Here is a 15,196-nt window from a genome sequence, read left to right as displayed (position 1 = left end):
ATTGCGGGCTGGGCGGCACAAAGGGCGGTGCAGACGGATCAGCGCGCCCTCTGCGCGGCGGCGCGGCTGTCCGACGGCGTTTCGCCATAGAGCTGGCGATAGCATTTGTTGAACCACGACAGGTCGCCAAAGCCCGCCGCCATCACCAGATCACTGACCGAGCGGTGATCCTGCGCCGGATCCAGAAGCATCCGGTGCACCAGTTGCAGGCGCCGCCCTGTGACGTAATCGCGAAATGTCGTGCCCTCATCGGTGAAGAGGGCGCGGGCGTAACGCTCTGAAATCCCTTGCTTCGCGGCGATTTCCGCCAGGCCCATCCCCGGCGTCGCCAGATGCGCCGCGATGTCGGATTTCAGCGCGCGCAGGCGGGCGGCCCGCACCCCGCGGCCCTGCATCTGCAGCCGCTCATTCTCATCGGCACAAAGCGCCATCCGCGCCAATTCGTGCAGATGCGACGTGCAGAGGCCGATTTCATCCGCGCCGAGCGTCGCCGCTTCGCTGTGCAGCATCTGGGCATAGCCGACAAAAAGCCGCCATTGCGGCGTCATCTTCACCACTTCGCGCAGGCTGCCGTTCAGCGTGCGGGCGGGCAGGGCCAGTGCCGCGCGCGGGATCGAAATGTAGAACATCTCGGTCTGCGGCGCGCCGAACTCTGCGCGGCCCGCCACTTCATTGGGGTCAAGATAGACCTGACCCGCGCCACAGCTGACCTCCTGCCCGCCGAGTTGCGCCATCTGAAACCCCTGGTTCAGCGGCACATGGATCAGAAGATTATCCGCCTCATCCGCCGCCATCGCCCGCGTGCGGCGCGTGACCGAGGCGGAATGGCTGGTGCGGGCCGTCACCACCCCCGGCAGCAACTTGATGGTGGTATGCGAACTGTAACTGTCTTCATACGTCGGCTCGATCGCCAGCTTGCAGATGGAGGCGGCGGCCGCCTCAAACGCCGAGACGCGCTGTCGGGGCTCATAATCATTGGTCGAGAGGGTCACCACCATCAATGGATCACGCACGGCCCTGACATCTCCCATTGTCCGACAATCTCCGATTACACGGTGTGGCGGGGGCTTCTGTCAACCGCGGTGGTGCTGCGGGCGGGATGTTTCCACAATGTCCGCGCCTGCGCGGGGCGGGGGCGGGGGCGGCACGGCGCGGCGACCCGGGTCACAACGGCCCCGCGACGCCGCCCAAACTCTCGGTCAGGTCGCGGGCGGCCTGCATCACCTGTCGCCCCACAACCGGCAACCGCTCCGGCGTCAGCCGTGCGGCAAGCCCGGAGACCGAGATCGCGCAGGCGGCCTCGCCCTGCGGCGACCAGACCACGGCGGCCACACAGCGCAGCCCGGTCACATGTTCCTCATCATCCAGCGCCCAGCCCCGGGCGCGGATGTCCGCAATCTCCGCCATCGCGGTCGCCAGATCGCGGTGCGAGCGGCTGGTGAGCGGATGGAACCCGGTGCGCGCGGCAAAGGCGGCGATATCGGCATCGGGCCAGGTGGCCAAAATCGCCTTGCCCATCCCGGAGCAAAACACCGGCACCCTTCCGCCCGGGGGCGAAATGGCGCGCATGATTTCGCGGCTTTCCACTTGCGAGACGGTGACCAGCTGATCGGCATCCAGCAAGCCCAGATTGGCGGTTTCGCGCGTGGCATCGCGCAGGCGGCGCAGAAACGGCAGGGCGGGGGCCACGAAATTGCGCCGCCGCCCAAAGGCCGACCCCACGGCAAAAGCCTCGCGCCCGACATGCCACAGCGCGGTATCGCTCTCGAATTGCGCGAAACCCGCCACTTCCAGCGTGGTCAGAAGCCGGTGCGCGGTGGACACCGCCAATCCGGTCTGCCGCGCAATATCGCTGACCCGGCTGCCCTCATCATGCTGCGCCAGCACCTTCAGCAGGGTCAACGCCCGCGCAACCGACTGCACACCCTCGGATTTTGCCTGTTCCATCTGACTCCCTTTCCACATAGTGAAAAACATTTTTCCATTTCTCACAAGAGGCGGCAGGCTGCGTTAGGCAGGGGGCAACGCAGGCTGCCCCGGAGGCGCCTGAAACCGAGCCAATGACTGGAGGATCCCATGACCAACTATGTTGACCGCGCCGGGCTACAAGTGGCCGCCGAACTGGCCGCGCTGATCGAGACCCGCGTGCTGTTGGGCGTGAGCGCCGAGGATTTCTGGGCGGGCTATGCGGCCCTTCTGGCCGATCTCGCGCCGGTGAACGCCGCGCTTTTGGCCAAGCGCGCGGATCTGCAGGCGCAGATCGACGCCTGGCATCTGGCGCATCGGGCAGAACCGTTCGACGGCGAGGCCTACCGCGCTTTTCTGAGCGAAATCGGCTATTTGCAGCCCGAACCTGCGCCTTTCACGCTCGGCACCGAGAATGTCGACGACGAAATCGCGCGGATGGCCGGGCCGCAGCTGGTGGTGCCGGTGATGAATGCGCGTTTCGCGCTGAACGCCGCCAACGCCCGCTGGGGCAGCCTCTATGACGCGCTCTATGGCACCGATGCGATTCCCGGCGCGGCGCAGGGCAAGGGCTATGACGCCGCACGCGGGGCCGAGGTGATCGCCTGGGCGCGCGCGCATCTCGACCGCGCCGTGCCGCTGACCGCAGGGTCCTGGGCCGAGGTGACGGGTCTTGCGGTGGCAGATGCCGCGCTGAGCATCACCACCCCGGCGGGGGCGACCACGCTCGCCGATCCCGCGCAATTCGCGGGCTATACCACTGAGGGCAACATCTTCCTGCGCGCCAATGGCTTGCTGATCGAAGTGGTGATTGACCGCGCTTCGGTGATCGGCGCCGCCGATCCGGCGGGCATTGCCGACATCCGGCTGGAAAGCGCGCTGACCGCAATTCAGGACTGTGAAGACAGCGTCGCGGCGGTGGATGCCGAGGATAAATGCCTGATCTACAGCAACTGGCTGGGCCTGATGCGCGGCGATCTGAGCGAGAGCTTTGAGAAGGGCGGCCGGGTGATGACCCGCAGCCTGAACCCCGATGTGACCTATCTTGACCCGCAGGGGAAGCCGGTCACGCATCCGGGCCGCGCGCTCTTGCTGGTGCGCAATGTCGGCCATCTGATGACCACGGATGCCGTGCTCTGGCAGGGGCAGGAAACGCCCGAGGGGATCATGGATGCCATGGTCACCGTGGCCGCCGCCATGCATGATTTGGCCAAGTCCGGGGCCAAAAACTCGCGCGCAGGGTCGATTTATGTGGTGAAACCGAAGATGCACGGGCCGGAAGAGGTGGCCTTTGCCGATACGCTCTTCACCCGGGTGGAGGCCATTCTGGGCCTGCCGCAGAACACGGTGAAGATCGGCGTGATGGATGAAGAGCGCCGCACATCGGCCAATCTGGCCGCCTGTATCGCGGCGGTGAAGGATCGCTGCGTCTTCATCAACACCGGTTTTCTGGATCGCACGGGGGATGAGATCCACACCTCGATGCAGGCGGGGCCGGTGGTGCCGAAAGCCGAAATGGCGACCTCGCTCTGGCTGCCGGCCTATGAGGCGGGCAATGTCGATGCGGGTCTGGCCGCGGGCATGGCCGGGCGCGGGCAGATCGGCAAGGGCATGTGGGCGAAACCCGATTGCATGGCCGAGATGCTGAGCGTGAAGATCGGCCATCCGAAAGCGGGGGCGAACACCGCCTGGGTGCCCAGCCCGACGGCGGCGACGCTGCATGCCACGCATTACCATCAGGTCGATGTGGCGGCGCTGCAGGAGAGCCTGAAATCCCGCCCGAAAGCCTCGCGCGCGGATCTTTTGACGCCGCCGGTGATGTTTGGCCGCAACCTCTCGGTCGAGGAAGTCACGCGAGAGCTGGACAATGCCTGCCAGTCGATCCTCGGCTATGTGGTGCGCTGGGTCGATCAGGGGGTAGGCTGCTCAAAAGTGCCGGACATCAACGATGTGGCGCTGATGGAGGATCGGGCAACCCTGCGGATTTCCTCGCAATATCTGGCGAACTGGATCCTGCACGGCATCACCACCGTGGAGGCGGTGGAGGCGAGCCTGCGGCGGATGGCGCCGAAGGTCGATGCGCAAAACGCCGGGGATGCCGCCTATGTCCCGATGGCGCCGGGCTTTGACGGCACGGCCTTCAACGCCGCGCGCGATCTGATCCTGCAGGGCGTCACCCAGCCCTCGGGCTATACCGAACCCCTGCTGCATGCCGCCCGGCGTGCGGTCAAAGCTGCCTGAGGATTGAAAATGCTGACAGTACAAAGACTTGATCTTGCCGATGCCGGGGTGCTTCTGGCAGGCGCCCGGACGAAAGCCGCGGAGATCGGCGTGCCGATGTGCATCGCCATCACCGATGAGGGCGGCAATCTGATCGCCTTTGAGCGGATGGATGGCGGCAAGGTGACCTCGATCACCATTGCCATCGACAAGAGCTACACCGCCTCGGCGGCGAAAAAGGCGACGCATGAATATGGCGCGGCCAGCCAGCCCGGTGCCCCGGCCTATGGCATCGCCTCGGCGATTGGCGGGCGGCTGATGGTGGTGGGCGGCGGCCTGCCGGTGCTGGTTGCGGGCGCGGTGGTGGGGGGGATCGGCGTCTCCTCCGGCACGCCCGCGCAGGATCAGGCGGTGGCGCAGGCGGGGATCGACGCCTTTCTGGCCACGCTCGGCTGAGGCGTTTTCGGGGCGCGCCATCCCGGCTTCCCGGATCCGGGGGGATGGCACGCGCCGGTGATCGGGTTCTTCTGCAGCTGCACAGCGCCCGTCCGCCGCGCTCAAACCCCGCCCGCGCGCGGGATTTTCTGGGTGAGTCGCCGCGCGGAACCATCATTTCGCGATAAAACCCGGCAAATACCACTTTTGAGAGGTCGGGATATGGGCGATGGGCGGATTTCATGCGGTGGTGCCTGAGCATTGCCCCGCTGTCGTTGACCGGGACAATGCTGCGGCGCAGAATGAACATGCAGACCATTTTGATAAAGTTCGAACCCCGCTTCCGACAGAGCCACCTCTCCCGGGTCTTGTCTGAAGGAGCGGGGTTCTTTTTGCGCATCAACTGGCCACGGCCCCGATGGGACTCGGTTGATGTGGCTGGGGCGAAGCGGCGGGGCATGCGTCATCGGGCGCGGAACGCAAAACCCCCGGCGCATCTGAGCCGGGGGTGACGTTCGAGGGGCAGGGGATCAGCGGCCGCGAATGCGGGGGTCGAGCGCGTCGCGCAGCCCGTCACCGATGTAATTCACGCTCAGCACCACCAGCGAGATCGCGACACCCGGCATGATCACCCGGCTGGGGAACAGGCGGATCTGGTCCACCGCATCAAACAAGAGCCGTCCCCAGGTCGGGAAATCCGGCGGAAAGCCGAGGCCGAGGAAGGAGAGCGCACTTTCGGTGATGATCGCCGAGGCGATGCCCAAAGTGGCCGAGACCATGATCGGGCTCATCACATTGGGCAGGATATGCCGGGTGATCATCCGCCGCGAGGGCGTCCCGATGGAGCGGGCGGCCAGCACGAACTCGCGCTCTTTCACCGCCAGCACCTCACCGCGCACGATGCGTGCGGTCTGCATCCAGCTGGTCGCGCCGATGGCGGTGACGATCAGCAGGAAAATCCCGGTCTCCGGGCCAAATGCCTTGGACAAAGGCTCGCGGAAGAGGGTGACCATCAAGAGGAGCAGGGGCAGGAGCGGCAGCGCCAGAAAGAGGTCGGTCAGCCGCATCAGCAGGTTCTCCAACCGTCTGAAATAGCCCGCCAGAACGCCGACAAAGGTGCCAAGAACAATCGCCAGCGCCATCGCGGTGATGCCAACGGCGAGACTGACCCGGCCCCCCACCATCAGCCGCGCCAGCATGTCGCGGCCCAGCTGATCGGTGCCCAAAGGATGCGCCATCGAAAAGCCCTTGTTGCGCATCTTGAGGTCAACAAAGGTCGCGTCAATCTTCCAGACCAGCGGCCCCAGAAAGATCAGCACCAGAATGGTGACAAAGACCGCAAGGCCGACCAGCGCACCCTTATGCGTCTTGAACTGGTCCCAGACATCCCACCACTGGCTGCGCGGCGGGCGGATTTTCACGGCGGTGACCTCAGTCATAGCGGATCCTCGGGTCGAGAATGCCGTAGAGCAGATCGGCAATCAGGTTGAAGACAACGATCAGGATGGCAAAGATGAAGGTCAGCGTCATCACCATCGGCAGATCGTTGGAATGGATCGAGGTGATCAGCTGCTGGCCGAGGCCATTCACCTTGAACACCTGCTCGGTGATGATCGCGCCGCCAAAAATCGTCGGCACGCCGAGCGCGATGACGGTGACCACCGGGATCATCGAATTGCGCAGCACATGGCGCAGCACCACCACCTTTTCGCCCATGCCCTTGGCCCGCGCGGTGCGCACATAATCCTGGCCGAGGTTGTCGAGCATCGAGGCGCGCATGAAGCGGCTGATCTGGCTGGCGTTGTAAAGGGCGAGCACGGTGACCGGCATCACCATCTGCCGGATCTGCATCCAGAAACTCGACCAGTCGGTGACCTTCAGCGTGGTGTCATAGACCGAGGGGAACCACTGCAGCTTGACCGCGAAGAGGATGATCATCACCACGCCGGTGAAGAAGGTCGGCACCGAAAAGCCGATCATGCTGACAAAGGTGCCGATCTGGTCGAACCAGCTGTATTGCTTATAGGCCGAGATGATGCCGATCGGCAGCGCGATCAGCACGCCCAGCAGATAGGAGAGCCCGACCACGAGCAGCGTCTGCGGCATCCGCTCGGCGATGATGTCCATAACCGGTTGCCGCGACTGGAACGAGATCACCCGTTGCATGCCATCGCCGAAATGCGTGCCGGCGTAATGGTCGAACAAATGCAGGGGTTCGACCCAGAAAAACTGTTTGAGCCACAGGAAGTAGCGAACGTACCATGCGCTGTCGAGGCCAAGGGCCGCGCGCATTTTCTCTTTCACTTCCGCGGGAATCGTCAGCGGCAGCTCGCCCAGCGGGTCGCCGGGGGCGGCTTCGAGCAGAAGGAAGATGACAAGACTGATGACCAGCAGGGCCGGTATCGCGGTCAGCAATCGTCGGAGGGTAAAGGTGAGCATCGGCGCCTCGGATCTTTGGCAGGGCCTTCGGGGTATATCCCCCCCGGCAGGGATGCCGGAGGGGACAAGGTCAGGTCAGATCACTTGATCCGGTACCAGTCCGAGGCATTCCAGATTTCCGAATCCCAGGTGTTCAGCACAACGCCGCCCAGGGTGTTGGAATGCGCCGAGAGACGACCACGGTCGACCAGCGGCACGATGACCATGCTGTCCTTGGTGACGGCATCGTTCATTTTCTTGGCCAGAGCGGCGCGTTTCTCGATATCGCCGGTGGCGCCCAGTTCCGCGACCATCGCGTCATAGGCCGGATCGCAGAAGCGGTTGATGTTCTCGCCCTGCCATTGGTTTTCCGGACGCGGTGCCTTGTCGCAGGTATAGGCGGCCAGATAGGCCTCCGGATCGGTGCCGTCGAAGTTGTTGGCGTACATTTCCACGTCGGCATAGAACTTCTGGAACGTGTCGGGCGAGCCCGCATCGCCGCCAAAATAGACCGAACCGTCGATGGATTTCAGCTCAACCTCGACGCCGATGTCGTTCCAGTATTGCTTGATGATCGACTGGAAGTCCTGACGCACGGCATTGACCGAGGTCTGGAACAAGAGGCTGAGTTTCTTGCCGTCTTTGTCGCGGATGCCGTCGCCGTCGCTGTCGGTCCAGCCGGCTTCGTCCAGCAGGGCCTTGGCGCCTTCAACGTCCTGCGGGATGCAGTCCTTGTTGTCGGAGGCATAAAGTTCCGGCGCGGGCACGAGGTTACAGGTCGGGCGACCGGCCTCGCCATAGCCGATTTCCACCAGCGTTTCGCGGTCGATGGCCTTGGACAAGGCGGTGCGCACGCGGATGTCCGACAGGATCGGATGCGGGTGCTTGGCGGTCGAACGCTCGCCTTCCGGCAGATCCGGCGAAGGATCGGTCAGGTTCATCTCGATGCGTTCCACCAGCGTGCCGAAGGAGCTGACAAAGACGCCCTTGCCGCCCTCAACCATCGTCGCCTGCACTTCCGGCGACAGCTGGGTGTTCCAGGCATAGTCAAACTCGCCGGTTTCCATGACCGAACGCGCCGCCGAGGTGGCATCGCCGCCGCCTTTGACCATCGCAGTCGCAAAGGCCGGTTTCGCCGGGTCGCGGTAGTTCGGGTTGGCCTCGAGCAGCACCACGTCATTGGTGCGGAATTCGGTCACGCGGAACGGGCCGGTGCCGATCGGCTTGAAGTTCTGCTCGGTGCAGGAGGACGCCGCAGCGCCGGTGCAGTTCTCAAACTGTGCCTTTTGCAGCAGCGGCGATTGCGCGCCGACAAGGGCCAGGAACGGGTTCGGCTTCGGTTCCTTGAAGGTGATCTTGATGGTGGTTTCGTCCACCGCTTCGACCTTTTCCACGCCTTCATAATGCGCGAGCTGCGCGCAGCCACCGGCCGGGTCCATGCAGTAACCTGCGGTAAACACCGCATCTTCTGCGGTGACCGGGGTGCCATCGGACCATTTCAGCCCGGGGATCAGTTTCCAGGTGATCGAGGTGCGGTCTTCCGAGATGCCGCCGTTCTCGATGCTCGGCACTTCGGTGACCAGACGCGGGATCACTTCGCCTTTTTCGTTGAAGCCCGCCAGCGGTTCCAGCACGAGGCTGCCCACTTCAATGTCCTTGGTGCCGCCCGAGAGATAGGCGTTCATCGTCGATACAGCCTGGCTGTAGATGATTTTCACTTCGCCATCCGTGCCGCGTTCGGCAAAGGCGGCGGGGGCAAAGGCGAGGGCCGCCGCTGCACCCAAAAGGGCGGTTTTCAGTTTCATGGGTCTTCTCCTTGTTGGACTTTCCCTTTGGAAATCCTTGGGAAATGTTGATTGTGCCGAAGGGGTTTGCCTGAGGTTACACTGCGCTCAGTTATGGGCTCAGCCCTGCCACCGTGGGATCGGTGGTTCTGCTTTTTGTATCGGGGGCGGGAAACAGGTGGCAGGCCACCTGCCGCCCCGGGGCCACTTCCACGAGTCGCGGTTCGATCTCATGGCAATGTGGCATGACTTTCGGACAACGGGTGCAGAAATTGCAGCCCTTGGGCGGATTGGAAGGCGAGGGGACATCGCCGGTCAGAATGACGCGGCGGCGGTTGGCCTCCAGCTCCGGATCGGGTTCGCAGACCGCCGAGAGCAGCGCCTGGCTATAGGGGTGCAGCGGCTCGGCATAGAGGTCATCGCGCGGGGCGAGTTCGATGATCTGCCCCAGATACATCACCGCCACCCGGTCCGCGATATGGCGCACCATCGACAAATCGTGGCTGATGAACAGATAGGTGAGGCCCAGCCGGTCCTGCAATTCCTCCAGAAGATTCACCACCTGCGCCTGGATCGAGACGTCGAGCGCCGCGATCGGCTCGTCACAGACGATGAATTTCGGATTGAGCGCCAGCGCGCGGGCAATGCCGATCCGCTGCCGCTGGCCGCCGGAAAATTCATGCGGATAGCGGTTGGCAAAATCGCGGTTCAGCCCGACCTGATCCATCAGCTCATAGATCCGCGCCAGCTTCTCGGCCTTGGACAGTTTGGTGTGCTCATCCAATGGTTCGCCGATGATGGCGGCGACGGTCATCCTTGGGTTGAGGCTGGCCTGCGGGTCCTGAAAAACCATCTGCATGGCGGGGCGCATCTGGCGCAGGGTTTCCGGGCTGGCCTTGGCAATATCGGTGCCGCCGATCTTGATGCTGCCCGCGGTCGGATCGTAAAGCCGGATCAGCGCGCGGCCGCAGGTGGATTTGCCGCAGCCGGATTCGCCCACAAGACCCAGGGTTTCCCCCTCATAGATATCGAAAGAGACATCATCCACCGCCTTCACATCCCCCACTTTCGTGCGGAAGATCCCGGCGGTGATCGGGAAATACATCTTGAGGTTCTTCACCTCAACCAAGGGTTTGCGCCCAGAATTTCGCTCAGACATTCGCTCAGACATTCAGGGCTCCTGCCCGCGGCGCGGGGGTGGTTTTCAGCGCCGCGGCGCGCGGCGCATTCGTGGAGAAGTCCCACCAGCAGGCGGCGGTATGGCCGGGGCCTTCGGCGAAGAGCGGCGGATTTTCGATGCTGCAATGCGCGAAAGCCAGCGGGCAGCGGGCGCGGAAGGCGCAGGCCGCAGGCTCTTCGCGCTGGATCAGCGGCTGGCCCTCGATGACGTTCAGCTTGTCTTCGCGCGGGCCGCGGATCGAGGGGATGGTCTCCAGCAAGGCGCGGGTATAGGGGTGGCGCGGCTGGGCGAAAAGCTCTTTCACCGGGGCGTTTTCCACGATCTGGCCGCCGTACATCACCATCACCCGGTCGGCGATCCCGGCGATCACGCCCAGATCATGGGTGATCCAGATGATCGCCATCCCCAGCTTTTGCCGCAGGTCGCGCACCAGTTCGAGGATCTGCGCCTGAATCGTCACGTCGAGCGCGGTGGTCGGCTCATCGGCGATCAGCACTTTCGGATCGCAGGCCAGCGCAATCGCGATCATCACCCGCTGCCGCATCCCGCCCGAGAATTGGTGCGGGTAATCATCGAGACGCCGTGCGGCATCTGGGATGCCCACCAGCTCCAGAAGTTCCCGCGCCCGCACTTTTGCGGCGGCCTTCGACAGGCCCATATGCTTGCGCAAAGGCTCCATCAGCTGAAAGCCGATGGTGAACACCGGGTTCAGCGAGGTCATCGGATCCTGAAAGATAAAGCCGACGCCGGGCCCGCGCACCGCGCGCAATTGCGCCGGTGTGGCCTTCAGCAGATCAAGCCCGTCAAACATCACCTGGCCGCCGCGCATTTCCGCTGGCGGCGAGGGCAAAAGGCCGATCAGCGACATCATCGTCACTGATTTGCCCGAGCCGGATTCACCCACCACGCCCAATAGTTCGCCGGGACGCAGCTCAAAGCTGACGTCGTTGACGGCATGTACCTCGCCGCCGCGGGTTTTGAAGATGCACTTCAATCCCGAGACCGCCAGGACGGGTGTTGCCCCATCTGGCATTATATTCCCCCAGTTGGTTGTTATTGCAGTGTTTTTATTGCTTTTGGCCCGGACCTTTGGCCCGGAATTTGACCAAGTGTTAGGGATTTCCCAGAGCCACGCAAGACGGATTTTGAGGCCGGACCCCTGCGGCGCCGTCAAAGGCCGGTGCCGGGGTCTTTTGGGTCCGCTTTGGCGGGGGCGCGGAAAACTTCGGATTCCGGATCGTCGAAATTTCCGAAATGGCTCGAAAAACCCAATATTCCCAAGGTTTCCCCGGCCAAGGCCGATGGGAAATCGTTCCTGAAACCCCGCCATTTCCCGGAACAATCGCCGCAATATTGTGCATCTGCGAGCACGTTCGGCATTTTGAAAATTTCGCCGCATGTTTTTCTGGCGGGCGTTTGGGACGTTACGTCACTTCGGCCGCGAGCTTCGATTTTTCGGGGGAAACGATGGGCTTGGCCGGGGAGGTGGGGCTCCTGCCGGATTGACCAGCGGGTAAAATTTCGCCCCCGGCCGATGATCGGGGCCTTGAAGCCGGGGTCGGTTTGTAACAGGCTTTGCCGATCTTGGCCCGCCCCCGGGCCGTTTCCCCCAAGGAGCGAACCATGCCCGTGAAGAACCGCTTTGCCGAAATGTTGCCCGAAATCACCGAATGGCGACGCGATTTCCACCAAAATCCCGAGCTGCTCTATGATGTCCACCGCACCGCGGGCAAAGTGGCGGGCCTGCTGCGCGATTTTGGCTGTGACGAGGTGGTTGAGGGCATTGGCCGCACCGGTGTCGTGGGGGTGATCCGCGGCAAAACCGACAGCGCGGGCAAGGTTGTCGGCCTGCGCGCGGATATGGACGCGCTGCCGATCTTTGAAGCGACGGGCCTTGACTATGCGTCGAAAACGCCCGGCAAGATGCATGCCTGCGGCCATGACGGGCACACGTCGATGCTGCTGGGTGCCGCGAAATATCTGGCCGAGACGCGGAATTTCGACGGCACCGCGATTGTCATCTTTCAGCCCGCCGAAGAGGGGGGCGGCGGCGGGCGCGAGATGGTGCAGGACGGGATGATCGAGCGATTCGGCATTCAGGAGGTTTATGGCATGCACAATATGCCGGGGATTCCGGTCGGCCATTTCGCGATCCGGCCCGGCGCGATGATGGCCGCCGCCGATCAGTTCGACATCGTGGTGACCGGCAAGGGCGCGCATGCCGCGAGCCCGCATCTGGGCGTGGACACGACGCTGGTGGCGGCGCATATCGTGGTGGCGCTGCAATCCATCGCCTCGCGCAATGTCGATCCGCTGAAACAGGTGGTGGTTTCGGTCTGCACCTTCCGCACCGAATCCGAGGCGCATAATGTGATTCCCGAAAGCGTGCTGCTGCGCGGCACGGTGCGGACGATGGACCCCGAGGTGCAGGATTTCGTGCAGGCGCGGGTGAGCCAGGTGGCCGAGGGCACGGCGCTGGCGCTCGGCGCCCGGGCTGAGGTGAATTACATGCGCGGCTATCCGGTGACGATGAACGCCCCGGTGGAAACCGGCTATGCGGTGGAGGTGGCGCAATCCGTCTCCGGGCAGGTCAATGCCGATGCCGCGCCGCTGATGGGGGCCGAGGATTTCAGCTATATGCTGAACGAACGCCCCGGCGCCTATATTTTCCTCGGCAATGGCGACACGGCGGGCCTGCACCATCCGGCCTATAACTTTGACGACAATGCCGCGCCCTTTGGCGCCAGCTGGTATGCGGGCATGGTCGAAGCGCGGATGCCCGCCGCCTGATGCCCACCATCTGAAGCGCGCTGCCTGATGGGCGCGCTCTGACCCGACAAGGCTGCGCCCGTCAAAACAGCGGGCGCAGCTCGATATGGTCCGGCTCCAAGGCGCCGATCTTGGCCAAAGCCAGCGGATCGGTGACATAAAGCCGCCCGCCGCGCCAATCGGCGATCCCGGCGCCGCGCAGCTTGGCCAGCGTCTTGTTGGTGTGCACCAGCGACAGCCCCACCGCATCCGCCAGATCCCGTTGTCGGTAGGGCAGCGGCACCGAACCGTCGCGCACCATTTCCATCGCCGCCAGCCGCGACCAGATGCGATAGAGCGCCCAGGCCACCCGCTCATAGGCTTCGCGCTGGCCCAAAGTCGCCAAAGCATCCGACAGGAAATGCTCCTCGACCGAGCCGAGCCAGGTCAGCGAAAACGCCCGTTCCGGGTGGTTGCGGAAAATCTCCCACAGGTCGGTGCGGTTGAACACGCAGAGCACCATCGGCGTCGAGGCTTCGATCGAATGCCGCATCTCGCCCATCACCGCCGATTGCAGGCCGAGGTAATCGCCCGGGAAAACAAAGTTCACCACCTGCCGCCGCCCATCTTCCAATGTCTTGTAACGCAGCCCCATGCCGCTCAGCACCGTGTAAAGCTGCGGGCTGGAGGCGCCTTCGACGAACAGCGTGGTGCCCGGGTCCACCACCATCTCGCCGCGTTTGAGGACCTGCATGAACTCAACATCCGCCTCGCTCATCGGCTGGAATTGCGGCAGGCAGCGGAGCGGGCAATGGGCGCAGGCGGTTTTCATCTCTCGGACCTTCCTATGTCACAGTTAACTGCGCGCCGGTCCGGCAGGCGTTAACCTTCAGGGGGCAACGCGGCCCCCGTGGGGGCGGTTCCTGCCGGTTTCAAAAAGGATTTTCAGGATGTTGACGCAGGGAGACCACCGCCCGGATGTGTTGGTGGTCGAGGCTAATATGATTGTCGCGGTTGATATCGCCGAGACGGTCGCCCTGCATCTGCCGCAGGCCCGCGTCACCCGGGTCAGCAGCCCGGAGGCGGCTGTGTCACGGCTGACCCTGGCGGATATGCCGCCTGATCTGGTGCTGGTGGGGTTTTCGAGCGAACGGTTGCGGCAGTCGGGCCTGAGCGATGTGCTGCGCGCCCGCGCCACGCGTGTGGTGCTGATCGGCGATCAGGACCTGCAACGCGACCCCGCGCCGGAGGGCTGGCTGACGCTGGAAAAACCCTTCACCACCGACATGCTTGAGGCTGCCTTGCGCCGGGCGCTGGTCTGCGCCTGAAGGGTCAGCCGCCGGTATGGCTCATGTGGCGCGGCATCTGCCCGGCCACATGCGCGCGCGAATAGTCAAAATCATGCCCCTTCGGCTTGCGCGCAATCGCCGCGCGGATGGCCTCGACCAGGGCGGCATCCTCTGCGCTCGCCCGCAGCGGCGCGCGCAGATCGGCGCGGTCTTCCTGCCCCAGACACATGTACAACTCGCCCGTGCAGGTCACCCGCACCCGGTTGCAGCTTTCGCAGAAATTATGCGTGAGGGGGGTGATAAAGCCGATCTTCTGCCCGGTTTCGCGCAGCCGCACATAGCGCGCGGGGCCGCCCGAGTTTTCATCCAAGTCTTCCAGCGAGAAGCGCTCCGCCAACCGCCCGCGCAGATCGCTCAGCGCCCAATATTGGTCGAGCCGCAGCTCTTCGCCCATCTCGCCCATCGGCATGACCTCGATGAAGGTCAGATCATGCCCCTCGCCACCACACCATTCCACCAGCGAGAACAACTCCGCCTCGTTGAAACCTTTCAGCGCCACGGTGTTGATCTTGACCCGGATCCCCGCCTGTGTCGCCGCGCGGATCCCCTCGAGCACGGGCTCCAGCTTGCCCCAGCGGGTGATCTCGGCGAATTTGCCCGGCTCCAGCGTGTCGAGCGAGACATTGATCCGCTTTACACCACAGGCCGCCAGATCATCGGCAAAGCGCGCCAGCTGGCTGCCATTGGTGGTCAGCGTCAGCTCTTTCAGCGCGCCGCTTTCCAGATGCCGCGACATGCCCTGAAAAAAGGTCATGATCCCGCGCCGCACCAAAGGTTCCCCACCGGTGATCCGCAGCTTTTCCACCCCCAGCCCGATGAAAGTCGAGGCCAGGCGGTCCAGCTCCTCCAGCGTCAGCAGATCCTTTTTCGGCAGGAACTGCATCTGTTCGGCCATGCAATAGGTGCAGCGAAAATCACAACGGTCGGTGACCGAGACCCGCAAATAGCGGATCGGCCGGGCGAAAGGATCAATCAGGGGCAGGGGCGCGCGCGTGTTCATCGCTCAGAGGTAAGCCGTGCCGCCCCCCTCGGCAAGAGAGGCCACCCCCGGTCGCCTCTCAAAACTGCAAAAAGATTGCCGCAAGGCAGAGGGGCCG

13 protein-coding genes are annotated in these 15,196 nt (G+C 63.8%); 4 read left to right on the top strand and 9 right to left on the bottom strand.

Annotated elements, in window-relative coordinates; all coding sequences use genetic code 11:
- Nucleotides 1-38: 38 nt before the first annotated feature.
- Together ACEN2S_RS10590 and ACEN2S_RS10585 are read right to left on the bottom strand one after the other, a co-directional pair.
- Entirely contained in the window at nucleotides 39-1,013 is a 975-nt protein-coding gene (locus ACEN2S_RS10590) for a helix-turn-helix transcriptional regulator (protein ID WP_441865975.1), read from the bottom strand.
- 151 nt (nucleotides 1,014-1,164) lie between these two features.
- Nucleotides 1,165-1,947 (bottom strand): IclR family transcriptional regulator, encoded by a 783-nt coding sequence (locus tag ACEN2S_RS10585; RefSeq protein WP_441865973.1) that lies wholly within the window; start codon nucleotides 1,945-1,947, stop codon nucleotides 1,165-1,167.
- 129 nt (nucleotides 1,948-2,076) lie between these two features.
- Here ACEN2S_RS10585 and ACEN2S_RS10580 point away from each other — a divergent pair, with 129 nt between their 5' ends.
- Nucleotides 2,077-4,206 carry a malate synthase G gene (locus tag ACEN2S_RS10580; RefSeq protein WP_441865971.1) on the top strand — a complete coding sequence of 710 codons (2,130 nt, stop codon included), beginning with the start codon at nucleotides 2,077-2,079 and terminating at the stop codon, nucleotides 4,204-4,206.
- A gap of 9 nt (nucleotides 4,207-4,215) precedes the next feature.
- On the top strand, nucleotides 4,216-4,641 hold the full coding sequence (locus ACEN2S_RS10575; RefSeq protein WP_441865969.1) for a GlcG/HbpS family heme-binding protein: 426 nt from the start codon (nucleotides 4,216-4,218) through the stop codon (nucleotides 4,639-4,641).
- A 509-nt stretch (nucleotides 4,642-5,150) separates the two neighbouring features.
- Here ACEN2S_RS10575 and ACEN2S_RS10570 read toward each other — a convergent pair.
- From ACEN2S_RS10570 to ACEN2S_RS10550, 5 genes are all read right to left on the bottom strand, one after another.
- Nucleotides 5,151-6,059, bottom strand: a complete 909-nt coding sequence (locus tag ACEN2S_RS10570) for an ABC transporter permease (protein WP_441865967.1) — start codon at nucleotides 6,057-6,059, stop codon at nucleotides 5,151-5,153.
- Nucleotides 6,052-7,059 carry an ABC transporter permease gene (locus ACEN2S_RS10565; RefSeq protein ID WP_441865965.1) on the bottom strand — a complete coding sequence of 336 codons (1,008 nt, stop codon included), beginning with the start codon at nucleotides 7,057-7,059 and terminating at the stop codon, nucleotides 6,052-6,054. The genes ACEN2S_RS10570 and ACEN2S_RS10565 overlap by 8 nt, the downstream gene beginning before the upstream one ends.
- Before the next feature lie 80 nt (nucleotides 7,060-7,139).
- Nucleotides 7,140-8,843, bottom strand: coding sequence for a peptide ABC transporter substrate-binding protein (locus tag ACEN2S_RS10560; RefSeq protein ID WP_441865963.1), 1,704 nt, complete (start codon nucleotides 8,841-8,843; stop codon nucleotides 7,140-7,142).
- A gap of 91 nt (nucleotides 8,844-8,934) precedes the next feature.
- Nucleotides 8,935-9,993 carry an ABC transporter ATP-binding protein gene (locus ACEN2S_RS10555; RefSeq protein ID WP_441865961.1) on the bottom strand — a complete coding sequence of 353 codons (1,059 nt, stop codon included), beginning with the start codon at nucleotides 9,991-9,993 and terminating at the stop codon, nucleotides 8,935-8,937.
- Nucleotides 9,986-11,035: an ABC transporter ATP-binding protein gene (locus ACEN2S_RS10550; RefSeq protein WP_441865959.1), complete on the bottom strand. Its 1,050-nt coding sequence runs from the start codon at nucleotides 11,033-11,035 to the stop codon at nucleotides 9,986-9,988. The genes ACEN2S_RS10555 and ACEN2S_RS10550 overlap by 8 nt, the downstream gene beginning before the upstream one ends.
- A 590-nt stretch (nucleotides 11,036-11,625) precedes the next feature.
- On the opposite strand from ACEN2S_RS10550, the gene ACEN2S_RS10545 reads away from it, so the two are divergent.
- Complete coding sequence (locus tag ACEN2S_RS10545; protein ID WP_441865957.1) at nucleotides 11,626-12,792, top strand: M20 aminoacylase family protein; 1,167 nt, start codon at nucleotides 11,626-11,628, stop codon at nucleotides 12,790-12,792.
- Nucleotides 12,793-12,853: 61 nt separating this feature from the next.
- Here the strand turns inward: ACEN2S_RS10545 and ACEN2S_RS10540 are convergent, their stop codons facing one another.
- Nucleotides 12,854-13,582 (bottom strand): Crp/Fnr family transcriptional regulator, encoded by a 729-nt coding sequence (locus ACEN2S_RS10540; RefSeq protein ID WP_441865955.1) that lies wholly within the window; start codon nucleotides 13,580-13,582, stop codon nucleotides 12,854-12,856.
- A gap of 118 nt (nucleotides 13,583-13,700) precedes the next feature.
- Between ACEN2S_RS10540 and ACEN2S_RS10535 the strand changes: the two genes are divergently transcribed.
- Nucleotides 13,701-14,078, top strand: a complete 378-nt coding sequence (locus ACEN2S_RS10535) for a hypothetical protein (protein ID WP_441865953.1) — start codon at nucleotides 13,701-13,703, stop codon at nucleotides 14,076-14,078.
- A gap of 4 nt (nucleotides 14,079-14,082) precedes the next feature.
- On the opposite strand, the gene moaA is transcribed toward ACEN2S_RS10535, so the two are convergent.
- Nucleotides 14,083-15,099 (bottom strand): GTP 3',8-cyclase MoaA, encoded by a 1,017-nt coding sequence (gene moaA, locus ACEN2S_RS10530; RefSeq protein WP_441865951.1) that lies wholly within the window; start codon nucleotides 15,097-15,099, stop codon nucleotides 14,083-14,085.
- Nucleotides 15,100-15,196: the final 97 nt, after the last annotated feature.

The sequence above is a fragment of the Phaeovulum sp. W22_SRMD_FR3 genome (assembly GCF_052113705.1).
In the GTDB taxonomy this organism is placed as follows: Bacteria; Pseudomonadota; Alphaproteobacteria; order Rhodobacterales; family Rhodobacteraceae; genus JBGQOG01.
This window is presented reverse-complemented; position numbering and strand designations above follow the sequence as displayed.

Bases quoted from the DNA above. Each gene is read 5' to 3' on its own strand.
- ACEN2S_RS10585 (WP_441865973.1), bottom strand. From the start codon at position 1,947: ATGGAACAGGCAAAATCCGAGGGTGTGCAGTCGGTTGCGCGGGCGTTG.
- ACEN2S_RS10580 (WP_441865971.1), top strand. From the start codon at position 2,077: ATGACCAACTATGTTGACCGCGCCGGGCTACAAGTGGCCGCCGAACTG.
- ACEN2S_RS10575 (WP_441865969.1), top strand. From the start codon at position 4,216: ATGCTGACAGTACAAAGACTTGATCTTGCCGATGCCGGGGTGCTTCTG.
- ACEN2S_RS10570 (WP_441865967.1), bottom strand. From the start codon at position 6,059: ATGACTGAGGTCACCGCCGTGAAAATCCGCCCGCCGCGCAGCCAGTGG.
- ACEN2S_RS10565 (WP_441865965.1), bottom strand. From the start codon at position 7,059: ATGCTCACCTTTACCCTCCGACGATTGCTGACCGCGATACCGGCCCTG.
- ACEN2S_RS10560 (WP_441865963.1), bottom strand. From the start codon at position 8,843: ATGAAACTGAAAACCGCCCTTTTGGGTGCAGCGGCGGCCCTCGCCTTT.
- ACEN2S_RS10555 (WP_441865961.1), bottom strand. From the start codon at position 9,993: ATGTCTGAGCGAATGTCTGAGCGAAATTCTGGGCGCAAACCCTTGGTT.
- ACEN2S_RS10550 (WP_441865959.1), bottom strand. From the start codon at position 11,035: ATGCCAGATGGGGCAACACCCGTCCTGGCGGTCTCGGGATTGAAGTGC.
- ACEN2S_RS10545 (WP_441865957.1), top strand. From the start codon at position 11,626: ATGCCCGTGAAGAACCGCTTTGCCGAAATGTTGCCCGAAATCACCGAA.
- ACEN2S_RS10540 (WP_441865955.1), bottom strand. From the start codon at position 13,582: ATGAAAACCGCCTGCGCCCATTGCCCGCTCCGCTGCCTGCCGCAATTC.
- ACEN2S_RS10535 (WP_441865953.1), top strand. From the start codon at position 13,701: ATGTTGACGCAGGGAGACCACCGCCCGGATGTGTTGGTGGTCGAGGCT.
- moaA (WP_441865951.1), bottom strand. From the start codon at position 15,099: ATGAACACGCGCGCGCCCCTGCCCCTGATTGATCCTTTCGCCCGGCCG.